This window comes from Pseudarthrobacter sp. GA104 (assembly GCF_009741265.1).
Taxonomy (GTDB): domain Bacteria; phylum Actinomycetota; class Actinomycetes; order Actinomycetales; family Micrococcaceae; genus Arthrobacter.
Map to the genome: position 1 here is coordinate 1,868,040 of NZ_WOWL01000001.1, position 14,391 is coordinate 1,882,430.

The window sequence follows — 14,391 nt, forward strand, 5'->3', positions numbered from 1 at the left end:
CGACATCAGTTCACCTCTTCCAGGGTGCGCGTGAAACGGAACTGAATTGCGGCGATGATGCCGGTGATGACGAACAGCAGCACTGACACGGTTGCCGCAAAGCCAAGCTGTGCGCCCTGCCCTCCGAAGGCCAGGCGGTAGGTGTAGCTGATCAGGATGTCAGTTGCTCCCGCCGTCGGGTTGGCGGGATCGAAGGGCCCGCCTTCGGTCAACAGGTAGATGGCGTTGAAGTTGTTGAAATTGAAGGCGAAGGTCGATACCAGCAAGGGGGCGACAGTGACCAGGAGCAGTGGGAACGTGATTTTCCGGAAGCCCAGGAATCCGCTGGCGCCGTCAATACGTGATGCTTCCTTCAGGTCTGCGGGGATCGCCTGGAGGGCTCCGGTGCACACCAGGAACATGTAGGGGAATCCCATCCAGAAATTGGTCAGGAGGATGGCTGCCTTGGCCAGGAAGGGGTCGCCGAGCCAGTTCAGGTCCAGGCCCAAGGCGTTGTTGATCAGGCCGAAGTCTTTGTTCCAGAAGCTGGACCAGACCAGCAGGGCGATAAACCCCGGGATGGCGTAGGGCAGGATGAGGATGGCCCGGTAGAAGCGCTGGCCTTTGATCCGCGGATCGTTGAGCGCGGCAGCGAGGCCGAGCCCAAGCAGGAAAGTTCCCGCGACCGAGACCGTTGCGAAGATGAAGGTCCATGCGAAGATCTGCAGGAAATCGGAGCTGATTCTTGTGTCTGTGAAGATGCGCTGATAGTTGGCGAACCCCACATCTGCCAGCCAGGACTGGTCGGACAGCCGCTTTCCTTCTCCGTCGACGAAGTACTCCTTGTCGCCCTGCAGGACGGGTGCGTAGTCCACGCCGGTCACCGTGTTTGAGATGACATCGCGGGCTTCGTCGTATGTGAGCGGCGAGGCGCCCTCGAAGGCCTGGCGGATGCCCAGCTGCCGGATGGCGCCACGGTCCGTGGGCACCGCAAGATTTTTCAGCGCGTCGCTGGCGCTGTTGACCTCTTGGGGCGTCAGGAGCTGGTAGCCCTCGGCCGCAGTGACGAACCCGCCGCTGACGGTGACGTCGGCCGGTTCAAGCTCCCGCAGCCCGTCTCCGGGGGTGCCAAGGAACACTGATCCGCTTTTGGGCTCCACAAGCAGAAAAGCGTACGGTCCGGTCGCGGGATTTCCTTCAGTCGCCACGGAGAGGTTGTAGCGCGGCGAATCAGGGCTTTGAACGACTGAAGCGCCGATGATTTGCGAGATGGTTTCTTCCTTTGACGTCCTGGTTCCGTCACCAAAGTTGGTTGTGGACATCTGGAACGTCATCACGATGGGGTACACCAGGAAGACCACCAGGAGGAGCGCGCCGGGCACAAGGTACTTGGCAGGCACACCGCGGCCGGTGATATATGTCAGCAGCAGGATGCCGGCGATGCCCCAGACCGCCGCGAGGAAGCCCCACTTTCCTGTAGCGATAAGGGCCGGGGTAAGTGCTGCGGCTGAGCCGGCAACGGTACCCAGTGCAAGGATTTTGGCAAAGAGGGACACCGGTTTGGTCGTGATGTCACGACGGGTGCCGGGATCGTTTGCTGCAGCCGACGAGGGACGCTGCAGGCGCGTGAGTGTTTTGATCATGGGGGGGTTCTCCTGGAGGTCAATCTGGGCAGCAGGGCCCAGGGGGCCGAAGACTTGTGCAACGGCCACCTGGGCCTGTTTGCTACTTGCCGATTGCAGCAGCGATGGTTTCCCGCACGGAGCGCATCGTGCTTTCCGGGTCAGCGCCGCCCACGAGGGCCGCAAAAGCCTGGCCGAGGGGGGCGAAGACGGCAGCCATTTCAGGAATGGCCGGCATGGGCTGGGCGGACTCCGCTGCGGAGGCAAACGTCTCAATGGCGGGGTTTTGGCCCGCGATTTTTTCCCGGACCGTGGTCATGGTCGGCGGCAGCTTTGCGCCTTCGAACATCTGCGTCATGCCCGCTTCGGTGTTCATCGCGTTCTCCACGAACTCGTGGGCGAAGGCTTCGTTCTTTCCTTTCGAAGCGACGTAGAAGCCCTGAACGCCGGCGAAGGGCTGGGCAGCGGCCTGTCCCTCGAAACCGGGAATGGGTGTCACCTCGAAGGGGATTCCCGCTTTTTCAACCTGGTTCAGGGCCCAAGGACCGGCAACAAGGTACGGCGCCTTGCCGTCAGCGAACAAAGAGATCGAATTGTCAACGCTGATGGAGCGCTTCAGGATGCCGCTGCCCGCTTCCCCAAGGGCGTGAATCTTCTTGGCAGCAGCGACAGAGCCTTCAGCACCCACACCCAGGTCAGACGGATCAGGGTCACCCTGTGGTGTCGAACCGAAGAGGTAACCGCCCATTGACGTGTACAACGGCTGCATGTGGTAGGCGTCGCCGCTGTTCCCTTGCGGCAAGCTGAAAGGAACTTCCGCCTTCTTGGCGGCCACAGCCTCCTGTCCCTTGGCGAAGGCATCCTCCAAGGTCAGGGGCGCCTCAGGGACGATGTCTGTGTTGCGGAACAGGCCGAGGGTTTCGATTCCATACGGCAGTGCGTACACCGACTGGTTATAGGTCACAGCCTTCACTGCCGTCTCGGCGTAGCCCTTGAGCTGGTCCGGGGCAATCTGCAGCGGATCAATGGAGCCGTTCTGGACGAGATTGCCGATCATGTCGTGCGCTCCGGTGAAAACATCGGGGCCATTGCCTGCAGCATTTGCCGTCACAAGGGCGGTCTGGAACTCGCCCGAGATGACCTGGACGGCCACGCTGATGCCGTTGTCAGCCGCAAAATCCTCGGCGAATGCGCGGATCGAATCGGCCTTCAGGTTGTCCGTCCAGATCACCAGGTCGGCATCCGCCCGCTCGGGGGCGGCGGTGGACCCCGCCGCGGCCGGTGCTGATGAGGCTGCCTGCTTTGGTTCGGCGCCGTTTCCGCACCCCGTAAGCAGCAGCACCGCGGTTGCGGTGACCGCGAGAGCACCCTGAATCCTACTCATGTTTCTCCTTTGAAAGCGTGCCGTTTCTCCGCGGAAGGGAGCCGGCTGGTGATTTGCGTCACCCAACTGTAAGCGCTTCCATTTTTTATTGTCCAGCCCTTCACGAAAATGGCGTCACATGCACCATTGCTTACACGTTAGGTGGCTCAAGACGCGCCCCTGTCACGGGAAGCATCGGTCTCAACTTCTTGGAAGCCTTTCCATTCTTGGTGCAATTACGGCTACGATGGCCCGATGACGAACACACTTTCCCCCGTAGAGCCTGACCTCTCCGCCGCCCGCCTGGTACCCGTCCACACGGCAGACGAAGGCTCTGAGTGGTGGCGGTCCTCGGTGATTTACCAGATCTACCCGCGCTCGTTCCGGGACCTGAACGGCGATGGACAAGGTGATCTTCCGGGCATCACAGCCGAGCTTCACCAGTTGGCTGAGCTCGACATCGACGCCGTCTGGCTGTCGCCCTTCTATGTCTCGCCGCAGCGGGACGGCGGCTACGACGTTGCCGATTACTGCGACGTCGACCCCGTGTTCGGCACCCTTGGCGACTTCGACGCCCTGGTTGCCCGGGCGGATTCCCTGGGCATCCGGGTCATCATCGACCTGGTGCCAAACCATTGCTCCTCGGACCACGCGCTGTTCCAGGCCGCATTGGCGGCAGGTCCGGGAAGCCCCGAACGGGACATGTTCGTCTTCCGGGACGGCCGCGGTGACACCGGGGAACTGCCGCCCAACAACTGGCAGTCCCACTTCGGCGGACCGGCCTGGACCCGCATTACGGAGCCGTCCGGCGAGCCGGGCCAGTGGTACGTGCACCTCTTCGATTCCTCCCAGCCCGACTTCAACTGGGACAACCCCGCCGTGCATGCCGAATTTGAGCGCATCCTGCGTTTCTGGCTCAGCCGCGGCGTTGCCGGCTTCCGGGTGGACGTAGCCCACGCCCTGGTCAAGGCGGACGGACTGCCGGACTGGCATGGACGGCCAGACGGCGTCAGCACCGAAGACTTCCCGGGCCACCTGGCGCCGATGTTCGGCCAGCCGGAAATCCACGACATCTACCGGCGGTGGCGCGAGGTCCTTGCCGAGTTCGACGGCGAGCGCATCCTCTGTGCCGAAGCAAGCATCGACCCCCTGTCCCGGCTGACCAACTGGGTCCTGCCGGACCAGATGCACCAGGCCTTCAACTTCGCGTACCTTGGCACACCTTGGGATCCCGCCAGGCTGCGTGCGGTCATTGAAAGCTCACTGCGGATGTTCGACTCCGTGGGCGCGCCCACCACGTGGGTGCTTTCGAACCACGACGTCGTCCGGCACGCCACGCGCTTCGGCATCGTCGAGCCCCCTGCCCGGCCCGGTGACGGCCTGGGCGCGGAAGACGTCCAGCCGGACGCTGAGCTTGGCCTGCGCCGTGCGGTTGCCGCGTCGATGCTTATGCTCGCGCTGCCCGGCGGCGTCTACCTGTACCAGGGTGAGGAGCTGGGCCTGCCGGACCACACCACCATGGACCACACGTTCCGCCAGGACCCCTCCTTCCGGCGGACCGCCGGAGAACGCATCGGCCGCGACGGCTGCCGGGTACCCCTGCCGTGGCAGGCGGCCGCACCGGCATTCGGCTTCAACAGCACAGGTGAGTCCTGGCTGCCGCAGCCTGAGGGCTGGGCAGCATTGTCCCGGGACGCGCAGCGGCAGGACGGGTCCTCCGCCCTGTCCCTGTACACCCGTGCACTGGGGCTTCGCCGTGGCCTGAAGCTCGGCGCCGGCTCCCTGGCCTGGGTTGACGGTTTCACGTCGCCAGACTGCATCATGTTTGCCAACAACGGCGTGCTGGTGATGATGAATATGGGCGCAGAGCCGGTTGACCTGCCTCGCTTGGACATCCTGCTTAGCACGGATGGGGACGCTGCTGACCAGCGTAAGCTGGGTCCTGCGCAGTGCATTTGGCTGCGCATGGCGCCAAGCGGAACAGCAGAGGGTCAGTGGCAGGAATTAGGGACGTAGCGCGTCTGGCGGGGGTTTCACAGGCGACGGCGTCGCGTGCGTTGAGCGGCAAGGGCAGTGTTTCAAGCCGGGCCAGGCAGGCCGTGACCGAGGCAGCCAGCGAGCTTGGCTTCGTCATGTCCTACCACGCCTCAAGCCTGGCGAGCGGCCGCAGCCACAACATTGGCGTGGTGCTGCCCTTCGTCAACCGGTGGTACTTCGCCACGCTGTTGGAGGGCGCCAATTCCGCCCTGATGGATGCCGGTTACGATCTCACCCTTTACGACTTCCAGGGCGACCGGTACCGGGAATCGGTGCTGGGGGATTTCCTGCTGCGCAAACGGCTCGACGGCGTCCTGGCAGTCTCGCTGCAGCTCAACGCCCACGAGACCGAACAGATCCTCGCTGCCGGAATCCCGGTGGTGGGCGTGGGCGGCCCGCTTCCGGGGATTCCCACCCTCCGGATCGACGATGTGGAGGTGGGCCGCCGCGCAACAAACCACCTGATCAGCCTTGGACACTCCCGGGTGGCCCACCTCGGCGGCGAGCAGGAGTATGGAAGGAATTTCGAGATCTCCAGCGGCCGCCGCGCCGGATACGAGGAAGCCATGGCCGCGGCAGGACTGCCGGTCCACGAGGCGTGGTCCCTGATCTCCGACTACTCGGCGAACGGCGCGTACAAGGAGACAAAGCACCTGCTGGCGGACGCCGAGGAACGGCCGACCGCGATCTTCTGCGCCTCCGATGAAATGGCCTTCGGCGCAATGCTGGCGGCCCGCGACCTCGGGCTGCGGATCCCCGACGAGCTGTCCGTCATTGGCGTGGACGGCCATGAGATGGGCGAAATCCTCGGCCTGACCACCATCGACCAGTTTCCCCGTGACCAGGGAATGCGGGCGGTGGAGCGCCTGCTGGCGCTGGTGCAGGATGATGCGGAGACTGCCGGGCCGGCCGATGAGCTGATGGAGACCCGGTTAGTGGTGCGGTCCAGCACTTCCGCTCCCCGGACGCCGGAGCTCAGCTTCTAGCCCCTGTGGTGCTGGATCAGCCAGCCGGCCATCTGCTGCGCGCGCTTGGCGGCCTGCATGTCCCCTTCGGTGGCCGAGATGATCGAGCCCTTCATGAGGATGTGCCAGGACCGGGCAAACTCCTCCGGCCGCTGCAGCCCCGCTTCTTCGGCCAAGGCCTGCACGTGCCCGCGGATCTTTGCCAGGTAGTCGATGCTTGCCTGCCCCAGTGGATGGGCCGGGCCCATCTCGAGCAGGATGTTGATGAAGGAGCAGGCTTCAAAGTCCTCCCGGAGGAACCAGTCGCCAAACACGTCGAAGATGGCCAGCAGCTGATCGGCGGGCGTGCTTCCCCGGCGGCGGGCCTCCGAGACGATGGCGCCCACTGTCCATTGCCTGTCCCGCTGCTCCAGGAAGGCCAGGACCAGCGAATCCTTGGAGGGGAAGTGCCGGTAGAAGGTCGCCTTGGCTACCCCGGACCGTTCAATAAGCTCATTGACGCCAACATCCCGCACGCCCCGCTGGGAAAAAAGCTCATAGGCCACCGCCATGATCCGGTCCACGGAATTTGCATTGCCCTCAGTTGACGCCACCGGTGCCGGCACGGGGGTCGGAGGGACTTCTGCCTCTGGACTCATAGGATCTTCAGTCTACTGCGGAGGGAGACAGACCGGTCTTTCCCGTTGTAGTGTTTTTCCAACATGCTTTTTGACGCCGTGGAGGCCCTGACCGGCCCCCTCGGGTTGGTGCAAGGAGGCCCCAATGTCAGCAGAGCGGATGTTCCCAGCCGTGCCCTCGGATCCGGACTCCTGGATGGCCGTTGACACGCCGGATGAGATCCGGCAGTTTGCCATCGAGTCCCTCCGGTGGCAGGCCCAGGAAGTCATCGACGAAGTGCTCTGCGGCAAGTCACCCGGCGAAGAGCTGGCACGGGCCCGGCTCCGCCGCTGCGTCGCACGGCATCCAGGCGAGCCGGAGCAGGCACTGCTGGAGCAGCTCATGTACCGCGGGCACCTGCCACTCTGACTGCCAGGCACCGTTCCGGGCGCAGGCACGATTCGGATTAGCAGGCCCGGCTAAAGCGTGAGGCTGCGGTCCACGATCCGGCTGGCGGTCTCGTGGAGTCCTTCATTATGTGCACGGGCGTGGTTCCGGAGCAGCGAGAAGGCCTCGTTCATGTCCACACCGGCCGTGTGGGCGATGACTCCCTTGGCCTGCTCAATCAAGATTCGGCTGTTGAGCGCACGCTGCAGCTGCTCGTTCACCAGGACGGCTTCCCTGATGGTGCGTTCGTGCATGAGGCTGATGGTGGCGACGTCGGCCAGCGCCTGGCCAATGGCGGAATCCTCCGCAGTCAGGGAACCGGGCGCAGAACCGAAGAGGCCCATGGCACCGATAGTCCGGCCGTGTATCCGCATGGGAACGGCGTGTACGGAACGAAACCCCTGGGACAGCGCCGCCGCCTTGAATTGGGGCCACCGGTCAAGGACCTGAATGTCCTCAACGGTCACCGGGTTACCGGTTGCGTAGCACTCTACGCACGGTCCTTCCCCGGCCCGCAACTGGAGCACTTCCACCAACTGGCTCTCCTCGCTGGTTGAAGCCAAAACCTGGAGTTCCCCGCTGGGGTCGGCCAGGACCAGGCCCGCCGCCGCGATGTCGAGGAGCCCCACGGATTCCTCGACCAGGGTGTGGAGCAGGTCAAGGACGTCATAGTCCGCAACCAGTGTGTCCGCGATCTTCACGAACGCCCCACTGACGCGCTCAGCGCGGGTTGTCGTTGCCATGTCGCTATTTTACTGCAGGGGCCGGGCACCAGGACCGCCGCCATGGCCGGGCTCGAACTTCAGGCGGCCTTCGAGCACTGCCTGGGCCGTCTCCCTCAGCGTGAGGTCATGGGCGAACGCGTAGGCGCGCAGCAACAGCAATGAGTCCGCCGCGGTCGCGCCGGACTGGGCAAGGACCATGCCCGTTGCCTGGTGGATTTCACGGCGCGACATCAGGGGTGGATCGAGGGCAGGGTCCGTGTCCGGCGAGCCGATCGTCAGGATCTTCCGCAAAAGGTACCAGGACGTCTGGCCGGCAAGTGTGGCCGCCGTTGCCTGGTGGGACCTGTTCAGCGTTCCCGCGGCGGAGTGATAAAGCTCAACAACGCCCAGGTCCGCAGCGCCGATAGTCAGCGGGAAGACAAACAGGGCAGCCGCGTCCGTCCCGTTAATCGCCCTGTGGAACATCGGCCATTCCGGGTGCGGAACACCTTGTGCGTCAGGAACCAGCACAGGCAGCCGGGTCCGGACCGCGCGCCAGCGGGGCCCCTCGCCCAGGCTGAACTGCAGTTCATCAAGCCTTGCAGCCAAAGCGTCACTGGCACAGATCAGGGATTCAGCTGTCGCGCCGCCGAAAAGGGATACGGCGGCGCCGGTAACGGGCAGTTTCTCCAGATAGGGGCCACACAGGTCCTCTTCACCCGCCAGCCCGGGTGCAATGTCCATGGTGAGCCCCTGTTTCCTGATTCATTCCGCTGTCGCCGGGTTGGCTGCTGGCTGAACCGGAACGGTGGTGTGGTCACCTAAGGATACCCACCGTCGCCGGTCAGTTCAGCCGCAAGATCACGGCAGCGTTTCGCCGCCCATCGGGTTCACCAGGCTGGATGTCTCCATCAGGTGGGCGAGCAACGCCAGCTCCGGGCGCCGCGGATAAGCGGCCAGGCAGCGACGGAGCCGGAGCTTTATTTCCGCCAGCCCGGGCGAAGGGTCTTCGAGGATGGACGAGATGATGTCCAGCGCCTGCGCTGCAAGGGGGCTTGCGTCAGGCGCCGGGTACCGGGCCCGGTCCACGAGCCCGCGGATGGGGGTAGCGAGACTTTTGCCCATTTTTACTTGGTCCTCCTGGATAGCCGTGATGGGCCGATGCCAGGGTCCGGGGCAATAATTTGAGCATATCGGATCAGTTGCCGGCCCAACAGCCCTCCACCCCCCATCAACACCCCCTATCAACGCCGGCCTGGCACCGGCGACGGCAGGGGTACCGGCCAGGGCGCCGGGTCAGGAATGTAGCGGCGCGTTGTCGAGCAGCCGGACCGGCCCGACCTTGGCCGCAATGAGCGCCAGGGCCTCCCCCCTGAACGGGGTCTCCCGGCAGTTCTCGGCCAGCGGCTCCAGGGTGCCCGGGTCCACAACGTCGAAGTAGTCCAAGGCCACCAGGGGCTGCGACTCCACCATCGCCTGCGCGGACTCCAGGTCCAGCGGTTGCCGGGCATGCGCCCGTTCCTCAAGCAGGCGAAGGGCCCTGGAAAGCACCAGCGCCGCCTCCCGCTCCTCGTCCGACAGGAAGCGGTTGCGGCTGGACAGCGCCAGCCCGTCAACGGCGCGCACCGTGGGCACCCCCACAATCTCCACCGGAAAATTGAGGTCAGCCACCATGCGCCTGACCAGCGCCAGCTGTTGGGCGTCCTTCTGGCCGAAGTAGGCACGGTAGGCGGGCAGGCCGGCACGTGCCGCGCCGCCGTCCGGCAGCCCTGCGGCCGGCATCCCGTAGTGGAGCAGTTTGGCCACCACGGTCAGGGCACCGTCGAAATGCCCCGGCCGGGACGCCCCCTCCCACTTTTCCCCGAGCCGGCCGGACGTCACGCGCACCAGCGGTTCGCCGCCGGGGTAGACCTCATCGACTGATGGCGCAAACACCAGGTCCACGCCTTCGGCTTCCAGCAGCGCAAGGTCGGCGTCTAGGGTGCGGGGGTAGCGATCCAGGTCCACGGCGTCACCGAACTGCAGCGGGTTGACGAAGACCGTGGCCACCACCACGTCATTCTGTTCGACGGCGGTACGCGCCAGGGCGGCATGGCCCTGGTGCAGCGCACCCATCGTGGGCACCAGACCCTGCGAGGTGCCGTGCTTGGAGGCAAGGAGCCGGGCCCCCTCAGCGTGGAGGCCTGCCACCGTGGTGACGAGCTTGATGGGCATCTTCAGTCCTCCTTCGGTTCGAGGGCTTGGCGGAGTCCCTCCAGCTGTTCGGCTTTCAGCAGCCCGCGCCCTTCGGCGCGCAGGGCTGTGGCCCGGGCCATCGCAAGGTAGGCCTCGAGCACGTCGCCGTGGCCGCCGCCGTCGAACTCCCGCAGCGCGGCCGCGTGCGCGGAGACGGTTCCCACGTCGCCGCGGGCTACCGGCCCGGTCAGGGCGGACTCCCCTGACGCCAGTGCATTCTCCAGCGTGGCCCGCAGGAGCGGGCCGAGCATGCGTTCCGGCAGCTCCACTCCCACCGAGCGCAGCAGCTCGGATGCCTGGGCCACGAGGGTCACCAGGTGGTTCGAACTGTGGGCCAGGGCCGCGTGGTACAGCGTCCGGTCCGCCTCGGCGATGGCCACCGGTTCCGCACCCATCTCCACCACCAGCGCCTGGGCGATGGGGAGCATGGCGGCATCTGCGGTCACTCCGAACGTGCAGTCCAGCAGCCGGGTCAGGTCCAGGCTCATCCCCGTGAACGTCATGGCCGGATGCAGGGCGAGCGGGACAGCCCCGGCAGCGCGCACCGGGTGCAGGACCCCCACTCCGAACCGGCCGGAGGTGTGGGCAACCAGCTGGCCCGGCTGCCAGGCGCCGAGCTTTGCCAGCCCTTCCACCAGGCCCGGCAGGGCGTCGTCGGGCACGGCCAGGAGGACCAGTTCCGCGCGCTCCACAATGTCCTGGACCTCCAGGACAGGCACGCCGGGAAGCAGCGTCTCCGCCCGTTCACGGCTCGCCTCGGAGACAGCTGAGACCCCGACGACGGCATGTTCGGCAGCGCGCAGGGCGGCACCGAGCACCGCCCCCACTTTGCCGGCACCAATGATTCCGACGCCGAGGCGTCCGGGCTTAGCCATGCTGCCCGCCTTCCTGTTGTTGGGGCGTCCGGGTTTCGGCCGGTTCCACTGTCGGGCCGGGCTCCCCCGCCGGAGCATCCGGGACTACCTGCCGGAGCCACTGTTCCGTAGTCTGCCGCTTCCTGGCCAGCCGGGCGCGTGCGGACTGTGCATCGAACAGTGCCAGCGCCTGGGCAGTGCCGGCCTGCGTGAGCCGGGGCGCAACGGGACCGGGCGTGGTGTGCAGCACCAGGTCTGCCACGCCGAACCGGCGCGCCAGCGGGCCCTGGTGCAGGGCCATGGACTGGGTGCGCTGGTGCGGAACCACCACCAGCTGGCGCCACCAGCGGCCGGAGCGAAGAAGCAGGGCCGTGTCCGTGGCCGTGAACCCGTTCCGCCGCCAGCCCAAGGGGGCAAGCCAGCGTGCGCTGCGCGGAGTGGTGACGAAGCCGCCGTCGGAATCCAGGCCGGTGAGGCCGGCGCCGAAGACTGCAGCGGGGTGCGCAGTGCCGGGGTCCGGCAGCACCAGCGCCAGCATGGCCATCACGTCGCCAAGCCTGCCCACGGGCAGCAGCGTGGTCCGGGCCGAGCCCTCGCCGGCGTTCTCCACGATGCCGTAACCGGCCACGTTGACCTGCATCCGGTACCAGCCGAGCGGCCGCCATAACGGCGGCTGGGTGATTTTCAACGCCTGGATGCGTCCCGGCGGCAGCGTCTGCGCCTGGGTGTCCAGCAGGCCGTAGCGCAGGCGGATGCCGTCCGGTGAGATCGCGGCGCTGAAGTTGTAGCCCTTGTTGAACAGTCCCCAGTAGCTCGCGGCGAGCCCCACTGCGGCCGGAATGAGGTAAAAGTAGAACCCCTGGTGTTCGGTGATGGCCGAGAGCACCACGGAAACAATGCCACCAAGCACCACGAAGAAGCTCTGCTCGCTGAGCAGCAGGGAACCTACAAGGCGCGACGGCGGCACGGAAAGCACCGGATATTCCGGCGCCTCGGGGGCGGGCTCGCCGGGGCGGTCCGGGCCCGTGATGACACCGGCCGCCCGGGCGAGGATGGTGGCACGCAGCTGCCGGGCGTCGTCGATCTTCAGGTAGGCGAGCCGCACCGCCGACTCTCCAGCGTCCGCCACCTCGAACTTGAGTTCTGCCAGGCCGAAGATCCGGGCCAGCAGCGGCTGCACGATGTCGATGGCCTGGACCCGGTCCAGCCGTGCCTGGCGCTGCTGCCGGAACAGGAACCCGGTATTGACGCGGACGTAGCCGCCGGACACCTGGTACTTGGTGAAGTACCAGGTGAGGATGAACCCCAGCACCGAGGCCAGCAGCACTGCGCCGCCGCCCACCAGCAGCAAGGGGGCACGGCCGGCGAAGTCTTCCTCAACAACTGGCCGGCCCTGCAGCGCGCGTTCAAACACGTCACGGCCAAGGAAGAAGCCAATGGCCGCCAGGGCAACCCAGCCGCGGACAAACGGCGACGCCGGGTGCACGCGCAGCCATTCGCCGTCGGGCGCGGTGCCCGAAAGCGGTTCAGGGGCGTTGTTGCCGGCCGCAGTGGCCGGGGCACCGGGCCACTGCGGAGGTCCCTCTGCCGTCACAGTCCTGCCAGCCTGGCTTCCCCGCGCGCCGCCAGCTGCTCGCGGAGCCGTGCGCCTTCGGCGGCGGGCAGGCCGGGGATCTGGGCGTTGGTACCCGGCGCTGCGGTGTGGAGCTTGAGCGTGCACAGTCCAAGAGAGCGCTCCACCGGGCCCACTCCGATGTCCACGTACTGCATCCGGCCGTAGGGGACGGCCATGGTGCGCTGGAAGAAGATGCCGGTCCGGATCAGGAGGTCATCGTCCCGTTCCGCGTAACCGATGGCGCGGACCTGCCGCGGGATGAGCGCGAGCCGCCAGAGGGCCACCACCAGCATGGCGGCCGGCACGGTGGCGGCAAGCCACAGCGGCGGCCAGGCCCACGCCTCCGCGAGGACGAGGACCAGCGGCAGGGAGAGGACCAGCACGGCGGCCAGGTTTCCAAGGGCCCACTGCACCACCCTCACGGTGACATATTTGGGGGACACCCGCTGCCAGGTGATGCCGGGAGGATCAATCGCCCCGGTATGCATATTCGCCTTCCCCGGACGCCTCGCCAACGGCACGGCCGGGCTTCCCGTCGAGGCCTTTGGTTTCGCCGTCCTCCGGCGGGATCCTGCAGAACCGTTCCACCAGCAGGCCCACCACGATCATCACCAGTCCCCCGCCGGCCATGGCAAGCGCGAGCCAGGTGATGGCCTGGTCGCTGCGCAGGCTCCAGATGCGCAGCTGGTCCAGGAAGATGCCCACGTGCCAGCCCAGCAGCACCGTCCCGGCGTAGGCGCAGGCCTGCGCGAGTACCAGGGTGCGGGCGGCGAGGAGCGGATCCAGCACCGGCCGCTTACGGGCGGCGCCGCCCTTGGCGCCGTTCTTGGCGCCGTTGGCGCTGATGCTGTTGCGCCACCTGAGGACCCTGATCCCGAGGATCAGCGTGATGGCCACGATCACGCCCATGGTTGCCAGTGCCGTGGGCGGCAGGACGGGGGTGGACATGCCGTACCGGCTGGTCACCACGGTCGCGGACCAGCCCGCCACGGCCAGGATGAAGCCGATGAGCAGCAGGCGCAGCGGGTTGATGGGCTTCATAGTTCCTCCACCGCCCCGGCCGTGGGCATTCCGTCGAAGTCGCCGAAGCCGTCAAAGGGGACGAGGTCGTTGAAGTCGCCCGCCTTGGCGGCAAGGGTGCTGATCCGTTCACCGTCCAGGACGGCTGCGGGCTCAATAAGGGACCACGGATAGAGGACGAACGCCCGGCTGGCCGCGAGGGGATGCGGCAGGGTCAGGGCAGGGTCCTCGCTGCGGACGTCGCCGTAGGTGATGATGTCGACGTCGAGCGTCCGCGGCCCCCAGCGCACCTCCCGGACGCGGTGGTGCTTGTTTTCCACCGCCTGGCAGTGCTCCAGCAACTGCCGCGGGGTGAGGCTGGTTTCAACCGTGATGACCATGTTCAGGAAGTCGGGCTGCCCGGCCGGCCCGCCTACGGCCTTCGTCTGCACCACCGGCGAGACCGCCAGCAGCCGCACCTCCGGCGGGTCTACGAGGTCCGCGACGGCCGCGCTAAGGGTATCGTTGCGCTCGCCCAGGTTGCTGCCGAGCGCAAGGACCGCCTTGGTATAACCGCTGTTCATGGCCCTCCCCCTGGGCTTGCCTTTCCGCGGCATTCCGGGTGCGGTGGACGCTGACTGACACATCGCCGAAGGGAACCTCGATGGGAGCCTGCGGTTTGTGCACGGTGATGTCCACGGCCTGGAGCCGGAATTCGGCCAGCAGGCCCTCCGCGATCCGCACCGCCAGCGCCTCGATCAGGTTCAGCGGCTCGCCCGCGATCCACTCGGTGATACGCTGCGCCACCTCGCCGTAGTGCGCGGTGTCCCGGACGTCGTCCGACTCGGCCGCCTTGGCGAAGTCCAGGTACAAGACGGCGTCCACAACAAAAGGCTGGCCCTCGCGGCGCTCAAAATCAAACACGCCGTGATGGCCGACGGCGGTCACGCCGCTCAGCGTAATCCTGTCCATGG

The 14,391-nt window shown here is 66.4% G+C and carries 16 protein-coding genes; 3 read left to right on the plus strand and 13 right to left on the minus strand.

What is annotated here, in order from left to right; genetic code table 11:
* Positions 1-5: 5 nt before the first annotated feature.
* Together GK109_RS08480 and GK109_RS08485 are read right to left on the minus strand one after the other, a co-directional pair.
* On the minus strand, positions 6-1,622 hold the full coding sequence (locus tag GK109_RS08480; RefSeq protein WP_157239728.1) for an ABC transporter permease subunit: 1,617 nt from the start codon (positions 1,620-1,622) through the stop codon (positions 6-8).
* An 82-nt stretch (positions 1,623-1,704) separates the two neighbouring features.
* Entirely contained in the window at positions 1,705-2,985 is a 1,281-nt protein-coding gene (locus tag GK109_RS08485) for an extracellular solute-binding protein (RefSeq protein WP_157239730.1), read from the minus strand.
* Between the two features lie 234 nt (positions 2,986-3,219).
* Between GK109_RS08485 and GK109_RS08490 the strand changes: the two genes are divergently transcribed.
* Complete coding sequence (locus tag GK109_RS08490; protein ID WP_157239732.1) at positions 3,220-4,980, plus strand: glycoside hydrolase family 13 protein; 1,761 nt, start codon at positions 3,220-3,222, stop codon at positions 4,978-4,980.
* Positions 4,959-5,987 carry a LacI family DNA-binding transcriptional regulator gene (locus GK109_RS08495; protein WP_321215065.1) on the plus strand — a complete coding sequence of 343 codons (1,029 nt, stop codon included), beginning with the start codon at positions 4,959-4,961 and terminating at the stop codon, positions 5,985-5,987. Before GK109_RS08490 ends, GK109_RS08495 begins: the two co-directional genes overlap by 22 nt.
* Here GK109_RS08495 and GK109_RS08500 read toward each other — a convergent pair.
* Complete coding sequence (locus GK109_RS08500) at positions 5,984-6,604, minus strand: TetR/AcrR family transcriptional regulator (protein ID WP_157239734.1); 621 nt, start codon at positions 6,602-6,604, stop codon at positions 5,984-5,986. The genes GK109_RS08495 and GK109_RS08500 overlap by 4 nt on opposite strands.
* A gap of 124 nt (positions 6,605-6,728) precedes the next feature.
* Here GK109_RS08500 and GK109_RS08505 point away from each other — a divergent pair, with 124 nt between their 5' ends.
* Entirely contained in the window at positions 6,729-6,992 is a 264-nt protein-coding gene (locus GK109_RS08505; protein WP_157239737.1) for a hypothetical protein, read from the plus strand.
* Between the two features lie 50 nt (positions 6,993-7,042).
* Here the strand turns inward: GK109_RS08505 and GK109_RS08510 are convergent, their stop codons facing one another.
* The 10 genes from GK109_RS08510 to folB form a co-directional block, all read right to left on the minus strand.
* Entirely contained in the window at positions 7,043-7,753 is a 711-nt protein-coding gene (locus GK109_RS08510) for a GAF and ANTAR domain-containing protein (RefSeq protein WP_157239739.1), read from the minus strand.
* 9 nt (positions 7,754-7,762) lie between these two features.
* The gene (locus GK109_RS08515) at positions 7,763-8,458 is read right to left on the minus strand and encodes a GAF and ANTAR domain-containing protein (RefSeq protein WP_157239741.1); all 696 of its coding nucleotides are present in this window, start codon (positions 8,456-8,458) and stop codon (positions 7,763-7,765) included.
* A 117-nt stretch (positions 8,459-8,575) separates the two neighbouring features.
* A complete protein-coding gene (locus GK109_RS08520; RefSeq protein WP_157239743.1) occupies positions 8,576-8,839 on the minus strand; it encodes a hypothetical protein in 264 nt (87 codons plus the stop codon).
* A 171-nt stretch (positions 8,840-9,010) separates the two neighbouring features.
* Complete coding sequence (panC, locus tag GK109_RS08525; RefSeq protein ID WP_157239744.1) at positions 9,011-9,928, minus strand: pantoate--beta-alanine ligase; 918 nt, start codon at positions 9,926-9,928, stop codon at positions 9,011-9,013.
* A 2-nt stretch (positions 9,929-9,930) separates the two neighbouring features.
* Positions 9,931-10,824: a Rossmann-like and DUF2520 domain-containing protein gene (locus GK109_RS08530; protein WP_157239746.1), complete on the minus strand. Its 894-nt coding sequence runs from the start codon at positions 10,822-10,824 to the stop codon at positions 9,931-9,933.
* Positions 10,817-12,397, minus strand: coding sequence for a PH domain-containing protein (locus tag GK109_RS08535; protein ID WP_370460481.1), 1,581 nt, complete (start codon positions 12,395-12,397; stop codon positions 10,817-10,819). The genes GK109_RS08530 and GK109_RS08535 overlap by 8 nt, the downstream gene beginning before the upstream one ends.
* Positions 12,394-12,906 (minus strand): PH domain-containing protein, encoded by a 513-nt coding sequence (locus GK109_RS08540; RefSeq protein ID WP_157239748.1) that lies wholly within the window; start codon positions 12,904-12,906, stop codon positions 12,394-12,396. Before GK109_RS08540 ends, GK109_RS08535 begins: the two co-directional genes overlap by 4 nt.
* Positions 12,887-13,459: a DUF3180 domain-containing protein gene (locus GK109_RS08545; protein WP_157239750.1), complete on the minus strand. Its 573-nt coding sequence runs from the start codon at positions 13,457-13,459 to the stop codon at positions 12,887-12,889. Before GK109_RS08545 ends, GK109_RS08540 begins: the two co-directional genes overlap by 20 nt.
* The gene (folK, locus tag GK109_RS08550) at positions 13,456-14,001 is read right to left on the minus strand and encodes a 2-amino-4-hydroxy-6-hydroxymethyldihydropteridine diphosphokinase (RefSeq protein ID WP_157239752.1); all 546 of its coding nucleotides are present in this window, start codon (positions 13,999-14,001) and stop codon (positions 13,456-13,458) included. The genes GK109_RS08545 and folK overlap by 4 nt, the downstream gene beginning before the upstream one ends.
* Positions 13,931-14,389, minus strand: coding sequence for a dihydroneopterin aldolase (gene folB / locus GK109_RS08555; protein ID WP_231754827.1), 459 nt, complete (start codon positions 14,387-14,389; stop codon positions 13,931-13,933). Before folB ends, folK begins: the two co-directional genes overlap by 71 nt.
* Between the last annotated feature and the right edge of the window lie 2 nt (positions 14,390-14,391).

Bases quoted from the DNA above. Each gene is read 5' to 3' on its own strand.
- GK109_RS08480 (WP_157239728.1), bottom strand. From the start codon at position 1,622: ATGATCAAAACACTCACGCGCCTGCAGCGTCCCTCGTCGGCTGCAGCA.
- GK109_RS08485 (WP_157239730.1), bottom strand. From the start codon at position 2,985: ATGAGTAGGATTCAGGGTGCTCTCGCGGTCACCGCAACCGCGGTGCTG.
- GK109_RS08490 (WP_157239732.1), top strand. From the start codon at position 3,220: ATGACGAACACACTTTCCCCCGTAGAGCCTGACCTCTCCGCCGCCCGC.
- GK109_RS08500 (WP_157239734.1), bottom strand. From the start codon at position 6,604: ATGAGTCCAGAGGCAGAAGTCCCTCCGACCCCCGTGCCGGCACCGGTG.
- GK109_RS08505 (WP_157239737.1), top strand. From the start codon at position 6,729: ATGTCAGCAGAGCGGATGTTCCCAGCCGTGCCCTCGGATCCGGACTCC.
- GK109_RS08510 (WP_157239739.1), bottom strand. From the start codon at position 7,753: ATGGCAACGACAACCCGCGCTGAGCGCGTCAGTGGGGCGTTCGTGAAG.
- GK109_RS08515 (WP_157239741.1), bottom strand. From the start codon at position 8,458: ATGGACATTGCACCCGGGCTGGCGGGTGAAGAGGACCTGTGTGGCCCC.
- GK109_RS08520 (WP_157239743.1), bottom strand. From the start codon at position 8,839: ATGGGCAAAAGTCTCGCTACCCCCATCCGCGGGCTCGTGGACCGGGCC.
- panC (WP_157239744.1), bottom strand. From the start codon at position 9,928: ATGCCCATCAAGCTCGTCACCACGGTGGCAGGCCTCCACGCTGAGGGG.
- GK109_RS08530 (WP_157239746.1), bottom strand. From the start codon at position 10,824: ATGGCTAAGCCCGGACGCCTCGGCGTCGGAATCATTGGTGCCGGCAAA.
- GK109_RS08540 (WP_157239748.1), bottom strand. From the start codon at position 12,906: ATGCATACCGGGGCGATTGATCCTCCCGGCATCACCTGGCAGCGGGTG.
- GK109_RS08545 (WP_157239750.1), bottom strand. From the start codon at position 13,459: ATGAAGCCCATCAACCCGCTGCGCCTGCTGCTCATCGGCTTCATCCTG.
- folK (WP_157239752.1), bottom strand. From the start codon at position 14,001: ATGAACAGCGGTTATACCAAGGCGGTCCTTGCGCTCGGCAGCAACCTG.
- folB (WP_231754827.1), bottom strand. From the start codon at position 14,389: ATGGACAGGATTACGCTGAGCGGCGTGACCGCCGTCGGCCATCACGGC.